At 40.5% G+C, this 17,304-nt stretch carries 21 protein-coding genes; 13 read left to right on the top strand and 8 right to left on the bottom strand.

Annotated elements, in window-relative coordinates; genetic code table 11:
* Nucleotides 1-153: 153 nt before the first annotated feature.
* Nucleotides 154-1,059, top strand: a complete 906-nt coding sequence (locus BFI01S_RS17400) for a chemotaxis protein (RefSeq protein ID WP_061793739.1) — start codon at nt 154-156, stop codon at nt 1,057-1,059.
* A 119-nt stretch (nt 1,060-1,178) separates the two neighbouring features.
* On the opposite strand, the gene BFI01S_RS17395 is transcribed toward BFI01S_RS17400, so the two are convergent.
* The 5 genes from BFI01S_RS17395 to BFI01S_RS17375 form a co-directional block, all read right to left on the bottom strand.
* Nucleotides 1,179-1,664: a YkyB family protein gene (locus BFI01S_RS17395; RefSeq protein ID WP_172581916.1), complete on the bottom strand. Its 486-nt coding sequence runs from the start codon at nt 1,662-1,664 to the stop codon at nt 1,179-1,181.
* Between the two features lie 78 nt (nt 1,665-1,742).
* Complete coding sequence (locus BFI01S_RS17390) at nt 1,743-3,023, bottom strand: MFS transporter (protein ID WP_061793734.1); 1,281 nt, start codon at nt 3,021-3,023, stop codon at nt 1,743-1,745.
* Nucleotides 3,020-3,628 (bottom strand): PadR family transcriptional regulator, encoded by a 609-nt coding sequence (locus BFI01S_RS17385; RefSeq protein ID WP_061793733.1) that lies wholly within the window; start codon nt 3,626-3,628, stop codon nt 3,020-3,022. Before BFI01S_RS17385 ends, BFI01S_RS17390 begins: the two co-directional genes overlap by 4 nt.
* A gap of 128 nt (nt 3,629-3,756) precedes the next feature.
* Nucleotides 3,757-4,254, bottom strand: coding sequence for a L,D-transpeptidase family protein (locus tag BFI01S_RS17380; RefSeq protein WP_061793738.1), 498 nt, complete (start codon nt 4,252-4,254; stop codon nt 3,757-3,759).
* Nucleotides 4,255-4,380: 126 nt separating this feature from the next.
* Nucleotides 4,381-5,256: a metallophosphoesterase gene (locus BFI01S_RS17375; RefSeq protein ID WP_061793732.1), complete on the bottom strand. Its 876-nt coding sequence runs from the start codon at nt 5,254-5,256 to the stop codon at nt 4,381-4,383.
* Nucleotides 5,257-5,504: 248 nt separating this feature from the next.
* Between BFI01S_RS17375 and fadH the strand changes: the two genes are divergently transcribed.
* Nucleotides 5,505-6,269 (top strand): 2,4-dienoyl-CoA reductase, encoded by a 765-nt coding sequence (gene fadH / locus BFI01S_RS17370; protein ID WP_061793731.1) that lies wholly within the window; start codon nt 5,505-5,507, stop codon nt 6,267-6,269.
* 45 nt (nt 6,270-6,314) lie between these two features.
* Here the strand turns inward: fadH and BFI01S_RS17365 are convergent, their stop codons facing one another.
* Entirely contained in the window at nt 6,315-7,091 is a 777-nt protein-coding gene (locus BFI01S_RS17365; protein ID WP_061793730.1) for a C39 family peptidase, read from the bottom strand.
* Between the two features lie 197 nt (nt 7,092-7,288).
* On the opposite strand from BFI01S_RS17365, the gene BFI01S_RS17360 reads away from it, so the two are divergent.
* From BFI01S_RS17360 to BFI01S_RS17350, 3 genes are all read left to right on the top strand, one after another.
* A complete protein-coding gene (locus BFI01S_RS17360; protein WP_061793729.1) occupies nt 7,289-8,503 on the top strand; it encodes an EAL domain-containing protein in 1,215 nt (404 codons plus the stop codon).
* A gap of 74 nt (nt 8,504-8,577) precedes the next feature.
* Entirely contained in the window at nt 8,578-8,817 is a 240-nt protein-coding gene (locus tag BFI01S_RS17355) for a hypothetical protein (protein ID WP_061793728.1), read from the top strand.
* A gap of 256 nt (nt 8,818-9,073) precedes the next feature.
* A complete protein-coding gene (locus BFI01S_RS17350) occupies nt 9,074-9,778 on the top strand; it encodes a DUF3993 domain-containing protein (RefSeq protein ID WP_061793737.1) in 705 nt (234 codons plus the stop codon).
* A 38-nt stretch (nt 9,779-9,816) separates the two neighbouring features.
* Here BFI01S_RS17350 and BFI01S_RS17345 read toward each other — a convergent pair whose 3' ends face one another.
* Both BFI01S_RS17345 and BFI01S_RS17340 read right to left on the bottom strand, forming a co-directional pair.
* Nucleotides 9,817-10,053, bottom strand: a complete 237-nt coding sequence (locus BFI01S_RS17345) for a glutaredoxin family protein (protein WP_061793727.1) — start codon at nt 10,051-10,053, stop codon at nt 9,817-9,819.
* A gap of 60 nt (nt 10,054-10,113) precedes the next feature.
* Complete coding sequence (locus BFI01S_RS17340; protein WP_061793726.1) at nt 10,114-11,064, bottom strand: MBL fold metallo-hydrolase; 951 nt, start codon at nt 11,062-11,064, stop codon at nt 10,114-10,116.
* A gap of 183 nt (nt 11,065-11,247) precedes the next feature.
* Here BFI01S_RS17340 and BFI01S_RS17335 point away from each other — a divergent pair, with 183 nt between their 5' ends.
* From BFI01S_RS17335 to BFI01S_RS17310, 8 genes are all read left to right on the top strand, one after another.
* Nucleotides 11,248-11,484 carry a YkuJ family protein gene (locus BFI01S_RS17335; RefSeq protein ID WP_035328567.1) on the top strand — a complete coding sequence of 79 codons (237 nt, stop codon included), beginning with the start codon at nt 11,248-11,250 and terminating at the stop codon, nt 11,482-11,484.
* Between the two features lie 80 nt (nt 11,485-11,564).
* Nucleotides 11,565-11,714 carry a hypothetical protein gene (locus tag BFI01S_RS23135; protein ID WP_156478352.1) on the top strand — a complete coding sequence of 50 codons (150 nt, stop codon included), beginning with the start codon at nt 11,565-11,567 and terminating at the stop codon, nt 11,712-11,714.
* Nucleotides 11,715-11,765: 51 nt separating this feature from the next.
* Nucleotides 11,766-11,909: a hypothetical protein gene (locus BFI01S_RS23525; protein ID WP_169799784.1), complete on the top strand. Its 144-nt coding sequence runs from the start codon at nt 11,766-11,768 to the stop codon at nt 11,907-11,909.
* Nucleotides 11,910-11,980: 71 nt separating this feature from the next.
* Nucleotides 11,981-12,427: a cyclic-di-AMP-binding protein CbpB gene (gene cbpB, locus BFI01S_RS17330; RefSeq protein WP_061793725.1), complete on the top strand. Its 447-nt coding sequence runs from the start codon at nt 11,981-11,983 to the stop codon at nt 12,425-12,427.
* Nucleotides 12,428-12,567: 140 nt separating this feature from the next.
* Nucleotides 12,568-14,067 carry an MDR family MFS transporter gene (locus BFI01S_RS17325; protein ID WP_061793736.1) on the top strand — a complete coding sequence of 500 codons (1,500 nt, stop codon included), beginning with the start codon at nt 12,568-12,570 and terminating at the stop codon, nt 14,065-14,067.
* 145 nt (nt 14,068-14,212) lie between these two features.
* The gene (ccpC, locus tag BFI01S_RS17320) at nt 14,213-15,097 is read left to right on the top strand and encodes a transcriptional regulator CcpC (RefSeq protein ID WP_048010649.1); all 885 of its coding nucleotides are present in this window, start codon (nt 14,213-14,215) and stop codon (nt 15,095-15,097) included.
* A gap of 103 nt (nt 15,098-15,200) precedes the next feature.
* Nucleotides 15,201-15,911 carry a 2,3,4,5-tetrahydropyridine-2,6-dicarboxylate N-acetyltransferase gene (gene dapD / locus BFI01S_RS17315; RefSeq protein ID WP_061793724.1) on the top strand — a complete coding sequence of 237 codons (711 nt, stop codon included), beginning with the start codon at nt 15,201-15,203 and terminating at the stop codon, nt 15,909-15,911.
* A 121-nt stretch (nt 15,912-16,032) separates the two neighbouring features.
* Nucleotides 16,033-17,157, top strand: a complete 1,125-nt coding sequence (locus BFI01S_RS17310; RefSeq protein ID WP_061793723.1) for an N-acetyldiaminopimelate deacetylase — start codon at nt 16,033-16,035, stop codon at nt 17,155-17,157.
* Nucleotides 17,158-17,304 lie beyond the last annotated feature (147 nt).

Genomic DNA, 17,304 nt, shown 5'->3' with positions numbered 1-17,304 from the left:
GAATTTTCATAAGAAATTTTATCCATTCATGGTATATTAATAGAGAAAAAGAATCAGATGGCATGTACTCTTCCGGAAGAGTCACAATTTGAAGCACCAAATTTAGATATAGAATTTAGTTATAGGCAGATGAAAAAGGAAGGGCGAAAAAAAGTGGATCAGAAAAAAGGCATTTTACTTGAAAGCGGAACAAATGAACTCGAAATTGTTGAATTTTCGATTGGCAGGAATAAATTCGGGATTAATGTGATTAAAGTGAAGGAAATTATAAACCCTGTACAAGTCACTCCTATCCCTCATTCTCATAGAAATATTGAAGGAATCATTGAACTGAGGGGTGAGGTGCTTCCTGTAGTTGATGTAGCTTCTTCATTGAATATGGCTCCATCAGAAACCCCCCAGCAGGATAAGTTTATTGTGACAGAGTTTAATCAGCAGAAAATTGTTTTTCATGTTCATAATGTTTCGAAAATCCACCGTATTTCCTGGAACCAAATTGAAAAACCATCTGAAATGTACCAGGGACAGGAAAGCCAGATTATCGGAATCATTAAGCTTGGTGAAGAAATGGTACTTCTCCTTGATTTTGAAAAAATGGTCACTGAAATTAATCCTGATTCAGGGATCAGCATCCAGAAGGTGCAAAAACTTGGAAAGCGTGAAAGATCTGATAAGAAGCTGATTATTGCAGAGGATTCTCCACTATTAAGAAAGCTTTTGAACGATACATTAAATGAAGCGGGCTTTTCCCGAGTTGAATTTTTTGAGAACGGTTATGAGGCTTATAAATATCTGCATTCATTAGCAGAATCCGGACGGAATGTCACTGATGAAGTACAGCTCATAATCACTGATATCGAAATGCCTCAAATGGACGGCCATCACCTCACAAAGAAGGTGAAAGATCACCCGATGCTTGCAGAAATCCCGGTAATTATTTTTTCTTCATTGATTACCGAAGATCTTCGCCATAAAGGTCAAATGGTTGGGGCAGATGTACAGGTGAGCAAGCCTGAAATTGCAGAATTAGTGCTATTAATTGATCAGCATGCGTTATAAGGCATAACAAAAAAAGCTGGGGTTTACATTCCAGCTTTTGGTACTTTGATAACTGTCTAGCTCCAGCGCCTACCCCCTCGAGGTCGTCGGGGGTGAACAGGCGCTTCCGCTTTTCTTGATTAAAAGTAACTTTCTCCTAATTTCTTAAATACAGGCTTTTGATAGCGCTGTTTTTTTTCATTCGGCGGGCTATTAAGCTCTTTTAGTCCTGTATATGACATTAGCAATTTTTTCGCTGCGTTAAGTGATAAGGAGGACTTAGGATTTCGGACGAAGGAATCCAGCTTGCCCAAATGGGGAAGCTCAGAAAAATCCTCTTTAGAGGGCGGGAGATGGAAAGAATAGTTCCCGCACTTTACAAGAACATCTGATTGCTGCTGGCTATTTTTGGGATTGCCGGAATAGTGCAGGCCTGCTTTTTGGGCTTTACCTTCTTTGATCAGCTTGTGCAGTGCATCGTGCTTTAATTTATACAAAAATTTAGGACTTGGTGCTGTCTTTGCATGGCGGTTAACGGTGAAGATGGCTTGAGAGAGGTTTTCAACCGTTGGCTGCAGATGGGGATATTGTTTCTTATCAGAATTCAATTTCCAATCTCCTTTCATATTTTAAAGGGGTATAAACATATTATACCCCTATTAGTCAATAAAACCAACTTAGGATAGGGCTTATATTAGAAAAGCTTATCCATCCAGCTGCTTTCCGCCTATGGACTGTAAGGATCCTGATTTTTTCCATATAACTATGAGCATGGTGAAGCCTAATAATGTCGTTGCCATACCAGCGCCAATCATAACAAAAGAGACACCCAGCTGTTTGGCAAGAAGAGCTCCGGCTGCAGGTGCTATAAGCATGGAAAAAGTCTGCAGGGACATGGCGGCAGCAGAAACTCTGCCCATCATTTGCTTCGGTGTTTCAGATTGAAGAACATAGCCGTAGGGGACAGATTCTCCCGCCCCTAAAAGGCCTAAAAAACATGCACCGATTATCCAGGCCAATTGTGGTAAATTAAGAAAACCTAAGCCTCCAAGCCCAACAGCTGCTATAAAAATGCCGCTTAATATGGCTGAAGAACTCATTAAATGGATGGGTTTCCGGTTCCACCCTGTCCATTGGCCCAGCAATAGTGAACCCGCAACACTTCCTGCTCCCACTGCACTTATCAGCAATCCAAAATTCCCCTCATTGAATCCTATCTGCTTTGCAATAAAAACAAATAACCCATCATAAAGGAAAATAATGAAAAACGCTGCAGAAGAAAGAATAATCGAGATCTTTAAAAGGGGAGTATGAAAAATATGTTTGATGCCTTCGGAGAAATCTTTCCAAAATTCCCCTTTGCCTGTTTGGTCGCCAGCAATTTTTTTATCTGACTCCTCAAAGGACTTTAAGCTGGGAAGAAACAGCAGAAAAATTACAGCTATAAAGAACCCTGCTGCTTCGAACAGAAATGGACTTTTTGGTCCAAAAACAGCTATAATCCCTCCTCCTAATGCGGGCCCCGCAATTTTCATTGTGTTGACTGAAAGCTGGCTAAGAGTTACTGCTTCAGGCAGCATGCTTTCAGGTACAATCATACGGATGGCACTCTGCCTTGCAGGATCATAAAGTGCTGATACGGTTCCTTTTAAAAACACAAATAATAGCAGAATGTATAGGTTAGGAGAGTAAAATAAACCTGCTACAAAGACTATTCTTAAAAGGAGGCAAACAATCATAACTGCTTTCTTGGGCATTCTGTCCACAAACACACTTGCAAATGGGCCAATGATGACCCAGGGAAGACCGAGAACTATAATGACAGAGGCAATTGCCGTTTCATCCAGACCCCAGTGATAAGCGACAATAACCTGCAAAGCAATTAAATCCAGCCAGTTCCCCAAGTCTGAAAATAACTGGGCGCCAAAAAGTGCGCGAAAGGATTTTAGCTTGAGCGGTTTAAAAATACCTGGTTTCGCTGTCAATTCCCTTCATCCCTTCCGATGGCCATCCTTCTCCTGTTCAGAAGCTTTTCAGTATTGCCATGAGGATCCTGGCCATCTGGTAAATTATCTTTTTGCAGCGCTTCGATTGATTCATCGATCCATTTTATTTCTGTTTCCAGCTTCATTTCTGCATATCGGATCGAGAGGGTGCCAAGCTTGCTGACATAGGAATAACCATTTCTCGGCCACTCCTTTACGAATTTAAGAATATCTGAAGCTTCTTCTTTTCTTTTTAATAAGTGGCTGATTAACACTTCATTATCCATATCTTCATGCCAGGTTGACATTTTCATTAGCAGTTCATCTTTAATCACGGGGAAAGAAGGAGGTGTCCTCAGCCAATTTTCAAACTCCTTCCAGCCTTTAGCAGTAAGCTCATACATTTTTTTCTTTCTTCCTTCATCTTCCTGTTCGATTGCATAGATAAAACCTTCTGCCTCAAGCTTTTTTAATTTTGGGTATATGCTCCCATAGCTCATTCCCCAGTAAAGACCAGCAGCTTTGTGTTCAAATTCAGATTTGATATTATATCCTGTGCTGGGCCACAAGCTTAGTACAGCTAGGATGGTATGTTCTATAGACAAGAATGCAGCTCCTTTCAATGTATCACCATGATATATCAATATGATATGTTGTATAAACAAATAAATCAACAAAAAATAAAAAACTTTCGCAATTTTTTAGCGAAAGTTTTGTTAAGGGACGATAATCTCTATGGTTGTATTATTACCCTTGTGCCATTTGGTACTATGCGTGACAATTGGAGGACATCCTGGTTATACATTCGTATACAGCCTTTGGAAACAGATTGGCCAATTGAGGAAGGGTTATTGGTTCCGTGGATTCCGTAGCCGTACTTTGACAGGGAAAGCCACATGACCCCATATGGACCGCCGGGTTCAGGTTCTCTGTTCACAATTACAAACTCTCCAATTGGGGTCTGCGTCAGCATTTTTCCCACCGCAATGGGATAGACTTTTTGTACAGCACCGTTAGATAAAAGTGTTAAGCTTTTTTTGCCTCTTGAAACTATGATTGTATATGGTATGGAATCCGGTTCAGGCAGTCCTGGTATTATTATTCGCTGGCCGGGATAAATCAGTCCGGGATTTACAATGGCAGGGTTTGCCGCCAATAGCTCGCTTAATGGGCGGCGGTAATTTTGGGCAATGACAGACATTGTTTCACCGGGCTTTACAATATGGTAAATAGCAGCCACCTCTTTCTGAAAAGGTTTATTTAAATATATGCCTGAGAAAATCATCTTGTAACTTATTGCTTAAATAATGTCCTGAATGCAGCAAAAAAGGGAAAGCTGCAATGATTTGCTTTCCCTTTACTTGCCGCTGTCTGATTGCAGCGTAAACACCGTCAGTTCAGGTCTGGATAAAAAGCGGAAGGGCAGCCGGGTTGTCCCAAGCCCTCTGTTTACATAAAGAGTTAAAGGATTTTGACTGCCAATTTCATAGAAGCCTTCATGGTATCTTTCAGCATGAGGAGGTTTAACTAAGGCTCCAAAGAACGGAAGTTTTATTTGGCCGCCATGACTATGGCCGCTCAACTGCAGATTTATGCTGAAGGCTGAGGCTGCATCTGCTAAGTCCGGTGCGTGTGACAATAAAATGTTATATGATGCCTTGTCCATATTTTCGCTGGCCAGCTTTATGTCCGGCCTTCCGAGCATGGCATCGTCAATGCCGATAATCCCGATGCTGCTTCCGGAAAGTTCGAGTTTGCGATTTTCATTCAGCAAAAGAGTAAAGCCTGAATCTTGCATAATAGATTTATAGATATCTGAACCATAGCCCCCGTGATCATGATTCCCATAAATAGCAAACCTGCCGAGCGGTGCTTGAATTTTTTTCAGGAGCGGTGCTATTTGGTCTGCTTTTTGATATTTATTGGGTTCATCCATCAGGTCACCTGTAAAGAAAACAATATCAGGCTTCAGGCTGTTTATCTTTTCAATCAATTCTTCCAGCTGTTTCAGGTCATAATGAAAGCCTAGATGGGTGTCGCTGAATTGGATGATTTTTTTATTATCGAACGCTTGAGGAATTGCGCTGTCAGAGATTTTGTAGTTTGTGATTTCCAGGAGCCGGGGCTCAATATCCCGTGCATAATAATAGCCGCCTGCACTAATACCAAACATAGCAGCAAAAAAGCCGAGAGCTCTTTTTAAAAAAGATCTTCTGGACACTTTTTCCGGCATTGGGCATACCAACCTATCTTTTAATAATTTTTTCTGGAGTCAGCATGAGAAGAGAGATATAGCCTTCTCATTACAGTATTTTAATACTATCAAACTATCCTATTAAAAAGAAGAATTAACTATGCTTGTTTTTTATCCTTCATTTTCCTTAAATTAATTTATATATTTGTAATTAATAGTTCGAAAATTCTCTATTTAATGGTAAAATGTAAATGAATGATCATTCATTTTTTGAGAGGGGAATTAGAATGAAGAATAAAACAGTCATTGTTACCGGCGGTTCCAGCGGCATGGGGAAGTATATGGCAAAGAGGTTTGCTGAAGCCGGAGCCAATGTGGTGATAACAGGAAGAAACCTGGAACGCCTCGAGACAGCCAAAGCTGAAATTGAAACATCTAAAGGACAAGTTTTGACCATTCAAATGGATGTCCGTGAGATTGAACATGTTAAAAATATGCTTAATGAAACACTGAGTACATTTGGGCAAGTTGATTTCCTTGTTAATAATGCTGCAGGAAATTTTATATGCCCTGCAGAGCAGCTGAGTGCTAATGGATGGAATTCTGTTATTAATATTGTCCTGAATGGAACCTTTTATTGTTCGAGCGAAGTAGGTAAATACTGGATTGAAAAGGGGATTAAGGGAAGCATAATCAATATGGTGGCTACATATGCATGGGACGCCGGAGCGGGAGTCATACACTCGGCTGCCGCAAAAGCAGGGGTATTATCCATGACAAGAACATTGGCTGTCGAATGGGGAAGAAAATACGGTATCAGGGTAAATGCTATAGCTCCAGGCCCGATTGAAAGGACAGGAGGGGCTGACAGGCTGTGGGAATCGGAGGAAGCTGCAAAAAGGACCCTTCAAAGTGTACCGCTTGGCAGGCTCGGAAAGCCTGAGGAAATTGCAGAATTGGCCTTCTTTCTTTTCTCAGAGCATGCAGGTTATATTAATGGGGAGTGCATCACAATGGATGGCGGCCAGTGGCTGAACCAGTTTCCGTTTTAATGCATGAAAAAGCCGGCTGAATGGTTTTCAGCCGGCTGACATAAACTATTGATAGCTTACAGCTCTCGACTGCAATGCTTTCCATGATGAGATAAATCGTTCTTTTGAAACCTTCACCTGTTTTTTTCCTGAGAGTGGGTCGTTAAGAAATACAAACTGATCATCATACCCTGCCAATACGACTGCATGAAGATCCAATGGAGTTTTAATGGTTTTGCCGGAGTGAGTCCAGGATTCCCAGCGGTCAGGAAGCCTGTAATCTCCTGTCGTCCAGACGACAGCAGGATATCCTTTGGAAACATGCATGAGAACTGCATTAAAATCCCGGCCGGTTAAATTAACGGCTCTTCCAGGCAGGTATTTATTCACCAATTCTTCAATTGGTTTATCAAAAACTGCATATCCGGCATTTCTCCCTGTCATATCTCCCACAAATCCTTCTGCAGGATTACCCCATTTTAAAATATCACCTTTTGAGCGAATCAGCGGATCATTATCTTTTTTTACTTCATTGTACAATTCCATTTTCCCGACTTGGACACCTGCATGCTGCAGAACCATTGTCAGGCTGGTTACTTCACATCCATACTTCAATTCCGGATTTTGTCTGATTAGTGGAACATCAATGATGATAGATGGTTTTTTAACAGCCTCAGCGGCTTCCATAAATCGGGCTTTCTGCTGGTCCTTCTTTGCATTGACTGGTATTTGGGCAGTCAGCTCTTTTGAATCCATGTCAGTCTCTTGTACAGGACTGGCCGGTTCTGAATGTCCGCAGCCAAGCAAAGGAATAAGAAGGGATATAAATAGGAAGTTCCTCATGAAATACCCTCTTTCTTTTGATGTCCTGATATTAGCTTGTGGAAAATAACACGGCAATATGATGCAAAACTTTTGCCAAACAATGATGTTTCATCAAGAAGTGGAAGCTATATTTTGAATAGTAAAAGTTTTAAGCGAATATGGTATAATAACTCATTAATCGCAGTTTCAATTTATATACATAGGGAGGCTAGGACATGGATGCATTGGATATCCTTACAGATTTGGATAATGTATTTCCTTATTTCCAGCCCATATTCAGTGCAGATGAGCATCGTGTCATTGGTTATGAGGTATTAGGACGATATAAAGGTTCGGATGGGGTTGTCAGTCTGGGGCCATTCTTCCAGGATGAGAATATTCCTGAAGAATTCCGGATTGAGGTAGATTATGAAGTATTAAAGAAAGCTTTAGGCAAGGCGCAGCATCTTGATAAAGATATTCTGATTTTTATAAATAGAGATGCTGACTTGCTCATGTATAATGATGGGGAACAATTTTTAAATACCCTCCAGGAATATGAAAAAAAAGGCATAAGCCTTGACCGGATTGTATTGGAAATTACCGAAAGGAATTACAAAGGCGATTTTGACCATCTGGATCATCTTTTAAATTATTACAGGACATATGGAATCAAGTTAGCAATAGATAAACTTGGAAATGAAAGCAGTCATCTCGATCGGATTGGACAATTGGCTCCTGACATTTTAAAGGTGGATCTGGAGTCCATGAAAACAAATGCATCTGCTTATAATTTTAATGATATCCTCTATTCTTTATCCATGCTTGCCAGAAAAATTGGAGCGAGCTTGCTTTTTGAAAATATTGAAATGGTTTACCAGCTTCAGTATGCATGGAAAAATGGAGGCCGTTACTATCAGGGATATTATTTGCAAAAACCTGCAGAAAGTTTTCCGGACAGAGATATTTTAAAGGAAAAATTACGAAATGAATGCCACAGGTTTATGGTTCATGAAAAGAAAAAACTGGAGTCATTGTATCAGGTTTCACTTGAGTTCAATGACAAGCTGATTGATTTTGTAAATAAAAATAAAAAGGTTTCAGTATATGAAGAAACTTTGGAGCAGATCGCCCTCCTTTTGGACGGGGCAGCATTTCGCCTGTATATCTGCGATGAAGATGGATTTCAGAAATCTGCGAATTACTTCAAACAGGATGGAGGATGGCTAACCCAAAATGAATACCTTCATAAAAATTGGAGCTGGCGGCCGTATTTCCTTGAAAATATAATGAAAATGCGAATAAATAAGAAGGGAATTCTCTCTGATTTATATGCCGATATTGAGACAGGTGAAACCATAAGGACGTTTTCCTTCCCGCTTAATTTCAGTGATTATTTATTTGTGGATTTATCATACGAATTTTTATACGAGCATGATGGATTATTATAAGATGAATTTTAAGTATAATAACTCTTGATTTGAGGGAATGTAAGTGTAGAACTTTCCTCAAGGAGAGATTAATCATGAGCATGTACACATTGATCATACTACTGATCGGAATTGGGATAATTGTTTATTCCTTAGTTTACACTTTGTTTATTGGAAAAGAAAGAAAGGCAGTAAAGGGCGATATCGATGCAGAACTGCCGGATAATGTTCAAAAGCATGCATATATCAGGAATCCAATTTTTTTGACATATGCCATTTGCTTTGGAATCCTTCTTGTCATGATTACTTATTTTGCACTTACATGGACTTGGTAAAGGCCCTCCACTGGAGGGTCTTTTTTTGACGTTAATAATGGACTTGATTAATTTACAATATTTACATCTAATTATATATGTGGTTTTCCGTCTGCTGCGTTAATTCTTTGTCAATACGGGTAAATTCTTAACAACAAAAGAATTTTCCTGTCAAAACGTAAGAGAATTTCGGGAACGAAAGCAAGCATCAGGAGATTTATTTGCTGGTAAAATTGAGGGTACAAACTAAGTGATGGATAAAGAAAGGGAGAGTGGAATGTACAAGCACATAACAGGAATTATTATCACAATTGCAGTCATGATCGCAGCGATTCCTTCTCATACTTATGCTGAAAGTAATTCTAATAAAGAAGAAGTATATGACTTCCTGCAGAATGCCTTTCAGGCACAGGTTGAGCTTAGCGGGGAAGAGCGAAGCATGAACGAAGTCGATGAATTGCTTGACCCATATTTTTCTGAAGAAACTAAAAATCAGTTTCTGAAAGAAAACCTTGTTTCCGAAAATGGCAAATACTTTACCCTTGGAGGAGATGCAGCCGCATATTACATTCCGTTTTTCACATATTCCGATAATACCAAAATTGTTGAAGAAAACGGTAAAGTTTATGTGTATGAATATTTTCCGGAAAACCATGAAGGACCTGTAGGTTATGACAGCCACTATGAGGGAATCTTGCTGGCAGAACAAGGAGGGAAAATGAAAGTCGCCAAATTCCTGGGTGAAAATATTCCCGGGAAAATATTAAACAAAGCTGAGGGCGGGCAAGAAACGGCAAAACAAACCTCTTTTAAAGCACTTGAAACAACAAATTGGCTAAACAATCCTTCCTATCAATTCGGATTCCTGTTAAATCCATTTGAAGCCATGTTTCGTTCAGGAAGCCTGCTCTTAACGGATAATGGAGGTATAATTGGTTTATTTGAACAGCAGGAGCTGAACGGACAGCTGGCAGCCAATTAAAAGAGCTTAAAAGCTTAAAGGGCTTTTAAGCTCTTTTTTTATTCCATTCCAAGAGCTGCTCTTAGTTTTTCCAGGTCAAATCCCCTAATGACGGTGTCCCCGATGACCACCGTTGGAGTGGAAAAGGAGCTAAATTTCTTTGTCAGCTCTTTATGTGCAGCGGCATCTTGTTTTATGTCTTTAATTGTATAGGCATATCCATTCTCATTCAAAAACATCTTCGTAATTTCACAGGGCGGGCAATCCGGCTGTGTATATAAAACAATCTCTTTCAATGTTAGCATCCTCCCGGCCTTTTGTTACTCTATCATAAAGCAGGAAGTTCAAGCAGGCAATCAGTTTGCTTTATACAGGTAATCAATCAAGCCCATCGAGCAGACAGCGATATCGACAGAAAGAATCTCGTATACAGGATGGTCAGATGGGATGCCTCTGCTATTTAGATAAGCTTTAACTTTCTCTTCGAGGATGGCTTGTGCTGCCTGTGACTTCTGATCTATAGAGCCCCCGCCAGAAAAGGCAGTTTCCCCTGCATTCATGAATATCTTAAGCCAATCTTTTATTTGCCTGTAGACTTCTTTAGGGGTTGAACTCATGCCGTAATGGCCAAAGAAAATAAATTCAAGGTTCATTTTTTCGTACATGTCAATTGATTCGAGCATTTTGCCTGGACTGAATTGGTTTGGTGAAGTTGAGGGCAGATACATTTCAATCCCAAGTTCTTTTAACTGCGGATAAAATACACCAGCAGTATCTCCTGTAAACATCCCATTTAATGCAGGGTGAAAGATACTGAAGTGGTGATTGGCGTGTCCGGGCGAATGATAAAATTTCAGTGTGCAATTTGGACCTATTTCAAGCTCGTCTTCATGCTCTTTTGTGATAATCTTATCCTCCGGTACAGGCAATATTGGATTAAACAATCCATCGAATTGATCTCCATAAACAGCTTTTGCACCGGTAATTAAGCGTGAAGGGTCTGCTAAGTGCCTTGCGCCTTTCGGATGGACAATAACCTTTGCGTTTGGACAGTGGGTTAATAATAAGCCGGCGCCGCCTGCATGATCAAGATGAATATGGGTCACGATGATATATTCAACTTCCTCCGGTTTAAAATGAAGCTGGTTAAGTCCTTCCAATATGTAGGGGACGGAGGGGCTGGCCGAGGTTTCAATCAAAGTCAGCTTTTGTTCTGTTAAGACATATGTACCGGTACGTTTTTCCAATGAAAGGTCAAAATCATCAATTAAATATAGGTTTTCCGCCAATTTTTCAGGTTTTGCCAAAAAAAATCACGTCCTTTATAAAGCTTTTGCTTGTACAAACACCTGACAATATTTTATTCTGTTAATATTGGTATGTAAAGCATTGAGCTTGAATATTCTGAATTTATTTCTTAAGGATAGAAACATGCCAAAAGAGAAACCTAAATGTGAATTATGGGTTTTGTTTTGGAAAGGAGAGAGAGCATGTCACAGCTTCAAGGTATATTAACACGCTTAAAGAGCTTACAGGAACAAGCAACAGGCGGAGAGCCAATGCAAAGATTTTTTGAGGTGAATGGTGAAAGGAAATGCCAGGTAACTTTTCATCCTAAAAATGAAACATTTGAACTGGAAGTATATAACGATAAAGAAAAGCCAAAAAGATATCAATTTGACAACATTGATATGATCACAATCGAAATTTTCGATTTGATTCAATAATCCAACACATACATAAGGGGCCTTTCGAGGGGCCTCTTTTCTTATAGGCTTTTGAAAATTATTTTTCCCGGAGGTGTATTATGGACTATCTGCTCACAATTTTGCTGTTCTTCACAGTTCTTCTTTTGCTTGCAGATTTAATCAATACAAAAAAAGAAGTAATCCGGATAAGGAAAACACTTGAAGAAATGAAAGAAATTTTAAAAGATAATCGGGACTTGAAAAAATAGACCCTGAGAACAATAAGCAGTATAAGATCCTACAATCCGAGGTGAAGCAGAATGATGCCAACTGTAACATGTCCGAGCTGTAAAACCGAAAAAGAGATCGATGCTGTTTTAACTGCACAATCCAATCAAAATGTTATTTTTCACTGTCCTGACTGCGGCTATGAAGTTAGAGACATTCAAACCAGCAAAGGTTAATAGGCGCAAATTACCGGAGACTATGATAAAATGGATGAGAAGCATAATTAATTTTTGAGGAGTTTTTGGTGATGATCAGTCTCCATAGCGAGGAATTTTTAGAATTTAACATTAGTGATTTCATGATTCCTTCTGAACGGGTAGCACATGTCCAGGTTGGCAATAACCTTGAGCATGCCCTCTTAGTACTAACTAAAAGCGGTTATACAGCAATACCTGTACTGGACCCGCAATATAAGCTGCAGGGCTTAATCAGCACACCTATTATCATGGATTCCATTCTCGGTCTAGAGCGGATTGAATTTGAGCAGCTGGAGAAAAAAAGGGTTGAAGAGGCTATGAACAGAAATATCCCCCGGCTTGATGCTGAATCTTCTATACAGCAATCGATCGCTCTCTTAGTTGACCATCCATTTATATGTGTTGAAAACAAGGAAGGCTACTTTGAGGGAATACTGACTCGCAGAACAGTATTAGATCAATTAAATAAACATATCAGACGATTAAATAAACGTTAAACATCACAGCTCCCCGAAGTGGGAGCTTGCTTTATTTTCAATGATGAGAGTCCATATGCTTTTAGTGCCTTCATTTGCAGGCGTTAATTTTGTTTTTAATCTTGGAGGGGAAATGCTTGAGTCAGACTTTACATAAAAAAATGCCTGAAGGAAAGAGGAAGGTTACGAAAAAACCTTTTGTGCTGGCTTCAGTAATGCTTGCCATGTTTATGGGGGCTATCGAGGCAACCATTGTATCAACTGCAATGCCTGCCATTGTTGGAGATTTAGGCGGATTTGCTTTATATAGCTGGGTGTTTTCAGCTTACCTGTTAATGAATGCTGTGACTGTTTTGATTTACGGCAAGCTATCAGACTTATTTGGGCGGAAGCCCGTTTTGACGTTCGGAATTATCATCTTTTTAATTGGTTCCATTTTATGCGGTTTTGCGGAATCGATGACAGCACTGATCATTTTCAGATTAATTCAGGGATTCGGTGCCGGAGCCGTAATGCCGATTGCAACAACCATTGTCGGGGATATTTATACTAAAGAGGAAAGGGCGCAGGTGCAGGGTTATTTATCAAGCGTTTGGGGAATTTCAGCTATCATGGGCCCGGCAATAGGCGGGCTTCTGGTTGAATTTGTCAGCTGGCGATATGTTTTTTGGGTTAACATACCGCTTGGCATCATGGCGATTGCAGGCTTGTGGCTCTTCCTCCATGAAAATGTGGAAAAGAAAAAGCATCAGATCGATTATGCAGGAGCTGTGCTATTAACTGTTTCCATTTCATCTCTCATGTTTGTGCTTGTGGAGGGAGGAACAAATTGGGCATGGAATTCCATTGAAGCAATCAGCCTTTTAGGGGTCAGTGTAATTGCTTTTATTTTATTTATCCTGCAGGAACAAAAAGCTGTGGAACCAATGATGCCTTTTAATATTTGGAAGGACAAGCCGATATTAATTGCCAATTTGGCTTCCTTAACAACCGGTGTCATGCTGATAGGGATTTCCAGTTTTCTTCCTGCATTTGTACAGGGTGTCATGGAAAGATCTCCGATAGTAGCCGGCTTTACACTTACCACGATGTCGATTGGATGGCCGATTGCTTCTGCAGCGGCAGGCAAGCTGCTTTTAAAAATTGGTTTTAGAAGTACATCTGTCATAGGCGGAGTGTTTTTGATAGCGGGGAGTATTATGTTTGTTACCCTCACTCCTGAAGCGGGACCCGTATGGGCTGCAGCGGGGAGCTTTCTGGTGGGGGCAGGCATGGGCTTGACCACTACAGCTTTTATTGTATCCATTCAGAGTACAGTGGAGTGGAATCAAAGGGGCATTGCCACTGCTGCCAATATGTTTATGAGAAATCTGGGCAACACCATTGGAGCAGCCTTGCTGGGCGGAATTTTGAACAGTCAGATCAAATCATATATACAGAAGAATGGTGAAGGCATAGACGCCAGCTTGTCGTTAGATTCAGCAAATGTATTATTAAATGAAGATGCGAGAAACAGCATGGATGCGGGAATAAAGGAAATTCTGCAAAATGGCCTTACCGTTTCGCTTCATTCGGTTTATTATGCAGTGCTGTTATTTGCAGTGATAAGCTTCTTATTGGTCATTGCACTGCCGAAGCATGAAAAGGAAATCGCCGATTAGGCGCCTGTAAATCTCTGCATTTATCGTGCAGAGATTTTTTATGTTACACTTCTGGAACTTTATCTCCCAAACCATTATCGATGATAAAGAAATTCAAAAGTAATTAAGATATACTATAAGAAAAAGTTATGAAGGGAAGATGTTTATGTCTTCACTTACAGAATTTCATCTATTATCGGTACTGGCACAGGAAATGAATATGAGAAAAGCGGCTGAGCGTTTATTTGTATCGCAGCCGGCGCTTTCACAGCGCCTTGTGAATATTGAAAAAGAATGGGGCAACAAGCTATTCCTCCGCTCCCAAAAGGGATTGTCTCTGACACCGGCTGGAGAAATTGTTATTCAATTTGTAAATGAAGTTCTGGCCAAGGAAGAAAAAGTGAGGGAGTCAATTACTGCCCTTAATTCGGAGGTTCATGGAACTTTAAAAATTGCAGTTGCTTCAATTGTTGGACAGAATTGGCTGCCGCAGGTTCTTAAAAAGTTTGTCAGCCGCTATCCCCAGGCAAAAATATCTCTGATTACCGGCTGGAGCAGTGAAATATTAAAATCTCTTTATGATGATCAGGTTCATATTGGAATTATCAGAGGAACTCCGGATTGGAAGGGGATTAAAATCCCTTTATTTAAGGACAGTCTTTATCTGGTTGATACAGAAATTACAAGGCCGGAGCAGGTTCTTGAAACAGACCGACCCTTTATTCAGTTTAAGAGTGATTCAAACTATTATCAGGAAATTCAGGACTGGTGGCTGCGGCAGTTCAAAACTTCTCCAAAAAGAACAATAGTAGTTGACCAAATTGAAACATGCAAGCAAATGACTTTCAATGGAATAGGGTACGCCATTCTCCCGGCCATTACGCTGAATGGTGCAGAGAAAAATATTTTTAAGATCCCGCTGCTTGACGAGAATAATTTGCCGATTAAGCGTGATACGTGGCTTCTGGGATACGAATCTGCTTTTCAGCTCAAGCAGGTGCAGGCATTTGTTGAGTTAATAAAGGAGCATATTGAAGAAGAAAGACAATGATATACCATTTTCTTTTTCCGCCATTTATTTTTCTTGTTTTCAGCGCTTTTGTTTGTTAAAGTAATGCTAGTTGCAATGTTATACATAGAGGAGGATTTTTATTATGAAAATGATGGATGCCAATGAGATTATTTCTTTTATCCAGAACAGCACAAAATCGACACCTGTAAAGGTTTATATTAAAGGTGATTTAGAAGGAATCGACTTCGGAGCCTCAGCAAAGTCCTTTGTAAATGGAAGCACGGGGGTTGTGTTCGGTGAATGGTCTGAAATTAGCCAGGCGATTGAAGCAAACCAGTCAAAAATTAAAGATTATGTGATTGAAAATGACCGCAGAAACTCAGCGATTCCATTGCTGGATATGAAAAATATTAAAGCGCGCATTGAACCGGGTGCCATCATCCGTGACCAGGTAGAAATCGGTGATAACGCTGTAATCATGATGGGTGCTTCCATAAATATCGGAGCAGTGATCGGTGAAGGCACAATGATTGATATGAATGTTGTCCTTGGCGGAAGAGCTACAGTCGGCAAGAATTGCCATATTGGAGCAGGAACTGTATTGGCAGGCGTTATTGAGCCTCCTTCAGCAAAACCTGTCGTTGTAGAAGATGATGTAGTAATCGGAGCAAATGCGGTGGTTCTCGAAGGTGTAACTGTTGGCAAGGGAGCTGTAGTTGCTGCAGGTGCAATTGTCATTGATGATGTGCCCCCATTTACAGTGGTAGCAGGCACACCAGCTCGTGTGATTAAAGAGATTGATGAAAAGACTAAGTCTAAGACAGAAATTAAGCAGGAACTTCGCCAATTATAATAGTTTAAAAAGCGTGGATCTCGATCCGCGCTTTTTCTAAAGGAATTCATCATTAGGCGAACCCAGGAGAAATATAGCTTGAATGAGACATAAGGGGCACTTTTAACAAGGGGGAGAAAGCTTGGTCACAACTAATCCATTTGTTGCGCTGCGTCGTGAGCTGCACAAAATACCGGAGCTTGGGTTCCGTGAATATAAAACACAGCAGTTTCTATTAAATTATCTGTATAGTCTTCCTCAGGACAACATGGAAATTAAAACTTGGAAAACAGGCATTTTTGTAAAAATCAGCGGTATGGATCCTTCCCGGATGATTGGGTATCGTGCTGATATAGACGGCCTTCCGATTGCAGAGGAGACAGGCCTGCCGTTCAAATCCGAGCATGATGAACAAATGCATGCCTGCGGACATGATTTCCATATGTCGATTGCACTGGGGCTAATAACAAAATTCACAGCTGAACCCATTAACGATGATTTGCTGTTTATTTTTCAGCCGGCTGAAGAAGGGCCTGGGGGAGCAGAACCCATGCTTAGATCTGAAATAATGAAGGACTGGAAGCCGGATATGATATTGGCCCTCCATATTGCTCCGGAATATCCTGTCGGAACAATCGCATTGAGAGAAGGCTTGCTGTTTGCAAATACGTCGGAACTTTTTGTTGATTTAAAAGGAAAAGGGGGACATGCCGCATATCCGCATAATACCAATGATATGGTCGTGGCAGCCTGTACCCTGGTCAGCCAGCTTCAGTCCATCATTTCAAGGAACGTTGATCCCCTGGACAGCGCAGTTGTTACAATCGGAAAAATAACAGGTGGCACTGTTCAAAACATCATAGCTGAAAAAGCAAGGCTTGAAGGTACCATTCGCACACTATCCCCAGAATCAATGAAGAAAGTAAAAAGCAGAATTCAGGCACTTGTCAAAGGAATTGAAGTTGGGTATGAATGTGAAGCTTCAATCGACTATGGAAGCATGTATCATCAGGTTTATAATGAGGAAACCTTAACAAGGGAATTCATGGATTTTGCCCGCACCCATACAGACGTCAATGTGGTTGAATGCCGTGAAGCCATGACGGGTGAGGACTTCGGCTATATGCTTGAAGAAATTCCGGGCTTCATGTTTTGGCTTGGCGTCGATTCAGAATATGGACTGCATCATGCCAGGCTGAATCCAAATGAAAATGCAATCGAAACTGCAATTGAATTGATTGCAGCATATTTAAAGTATAAAGGCTGAAGCACATTTAACTATATAAAAAGCTGATTTCATATGATCCTTTTAGGATCTGCGAAATCAGCTTTTTTGCTTTTGATTTATCGCAGTCTAACGGGCAGTAAGACCCCCATTACAAGATTCAGAGGAGCCAATGGGGGATAAGTGGGG

This window comes from Cytobacillus firmus NBRC 15306, from assembly GCF_001591465.1.
GTDB classification, from domain to species: Bacteria; Bacillota; Bacilli; order Bacillales; family Cytobacillaceae; genus Cytobacillus; species Cytobacillus firmus.
This window is presented reverse-complemented; position numbering and strand designations above follow the sequence as displayed.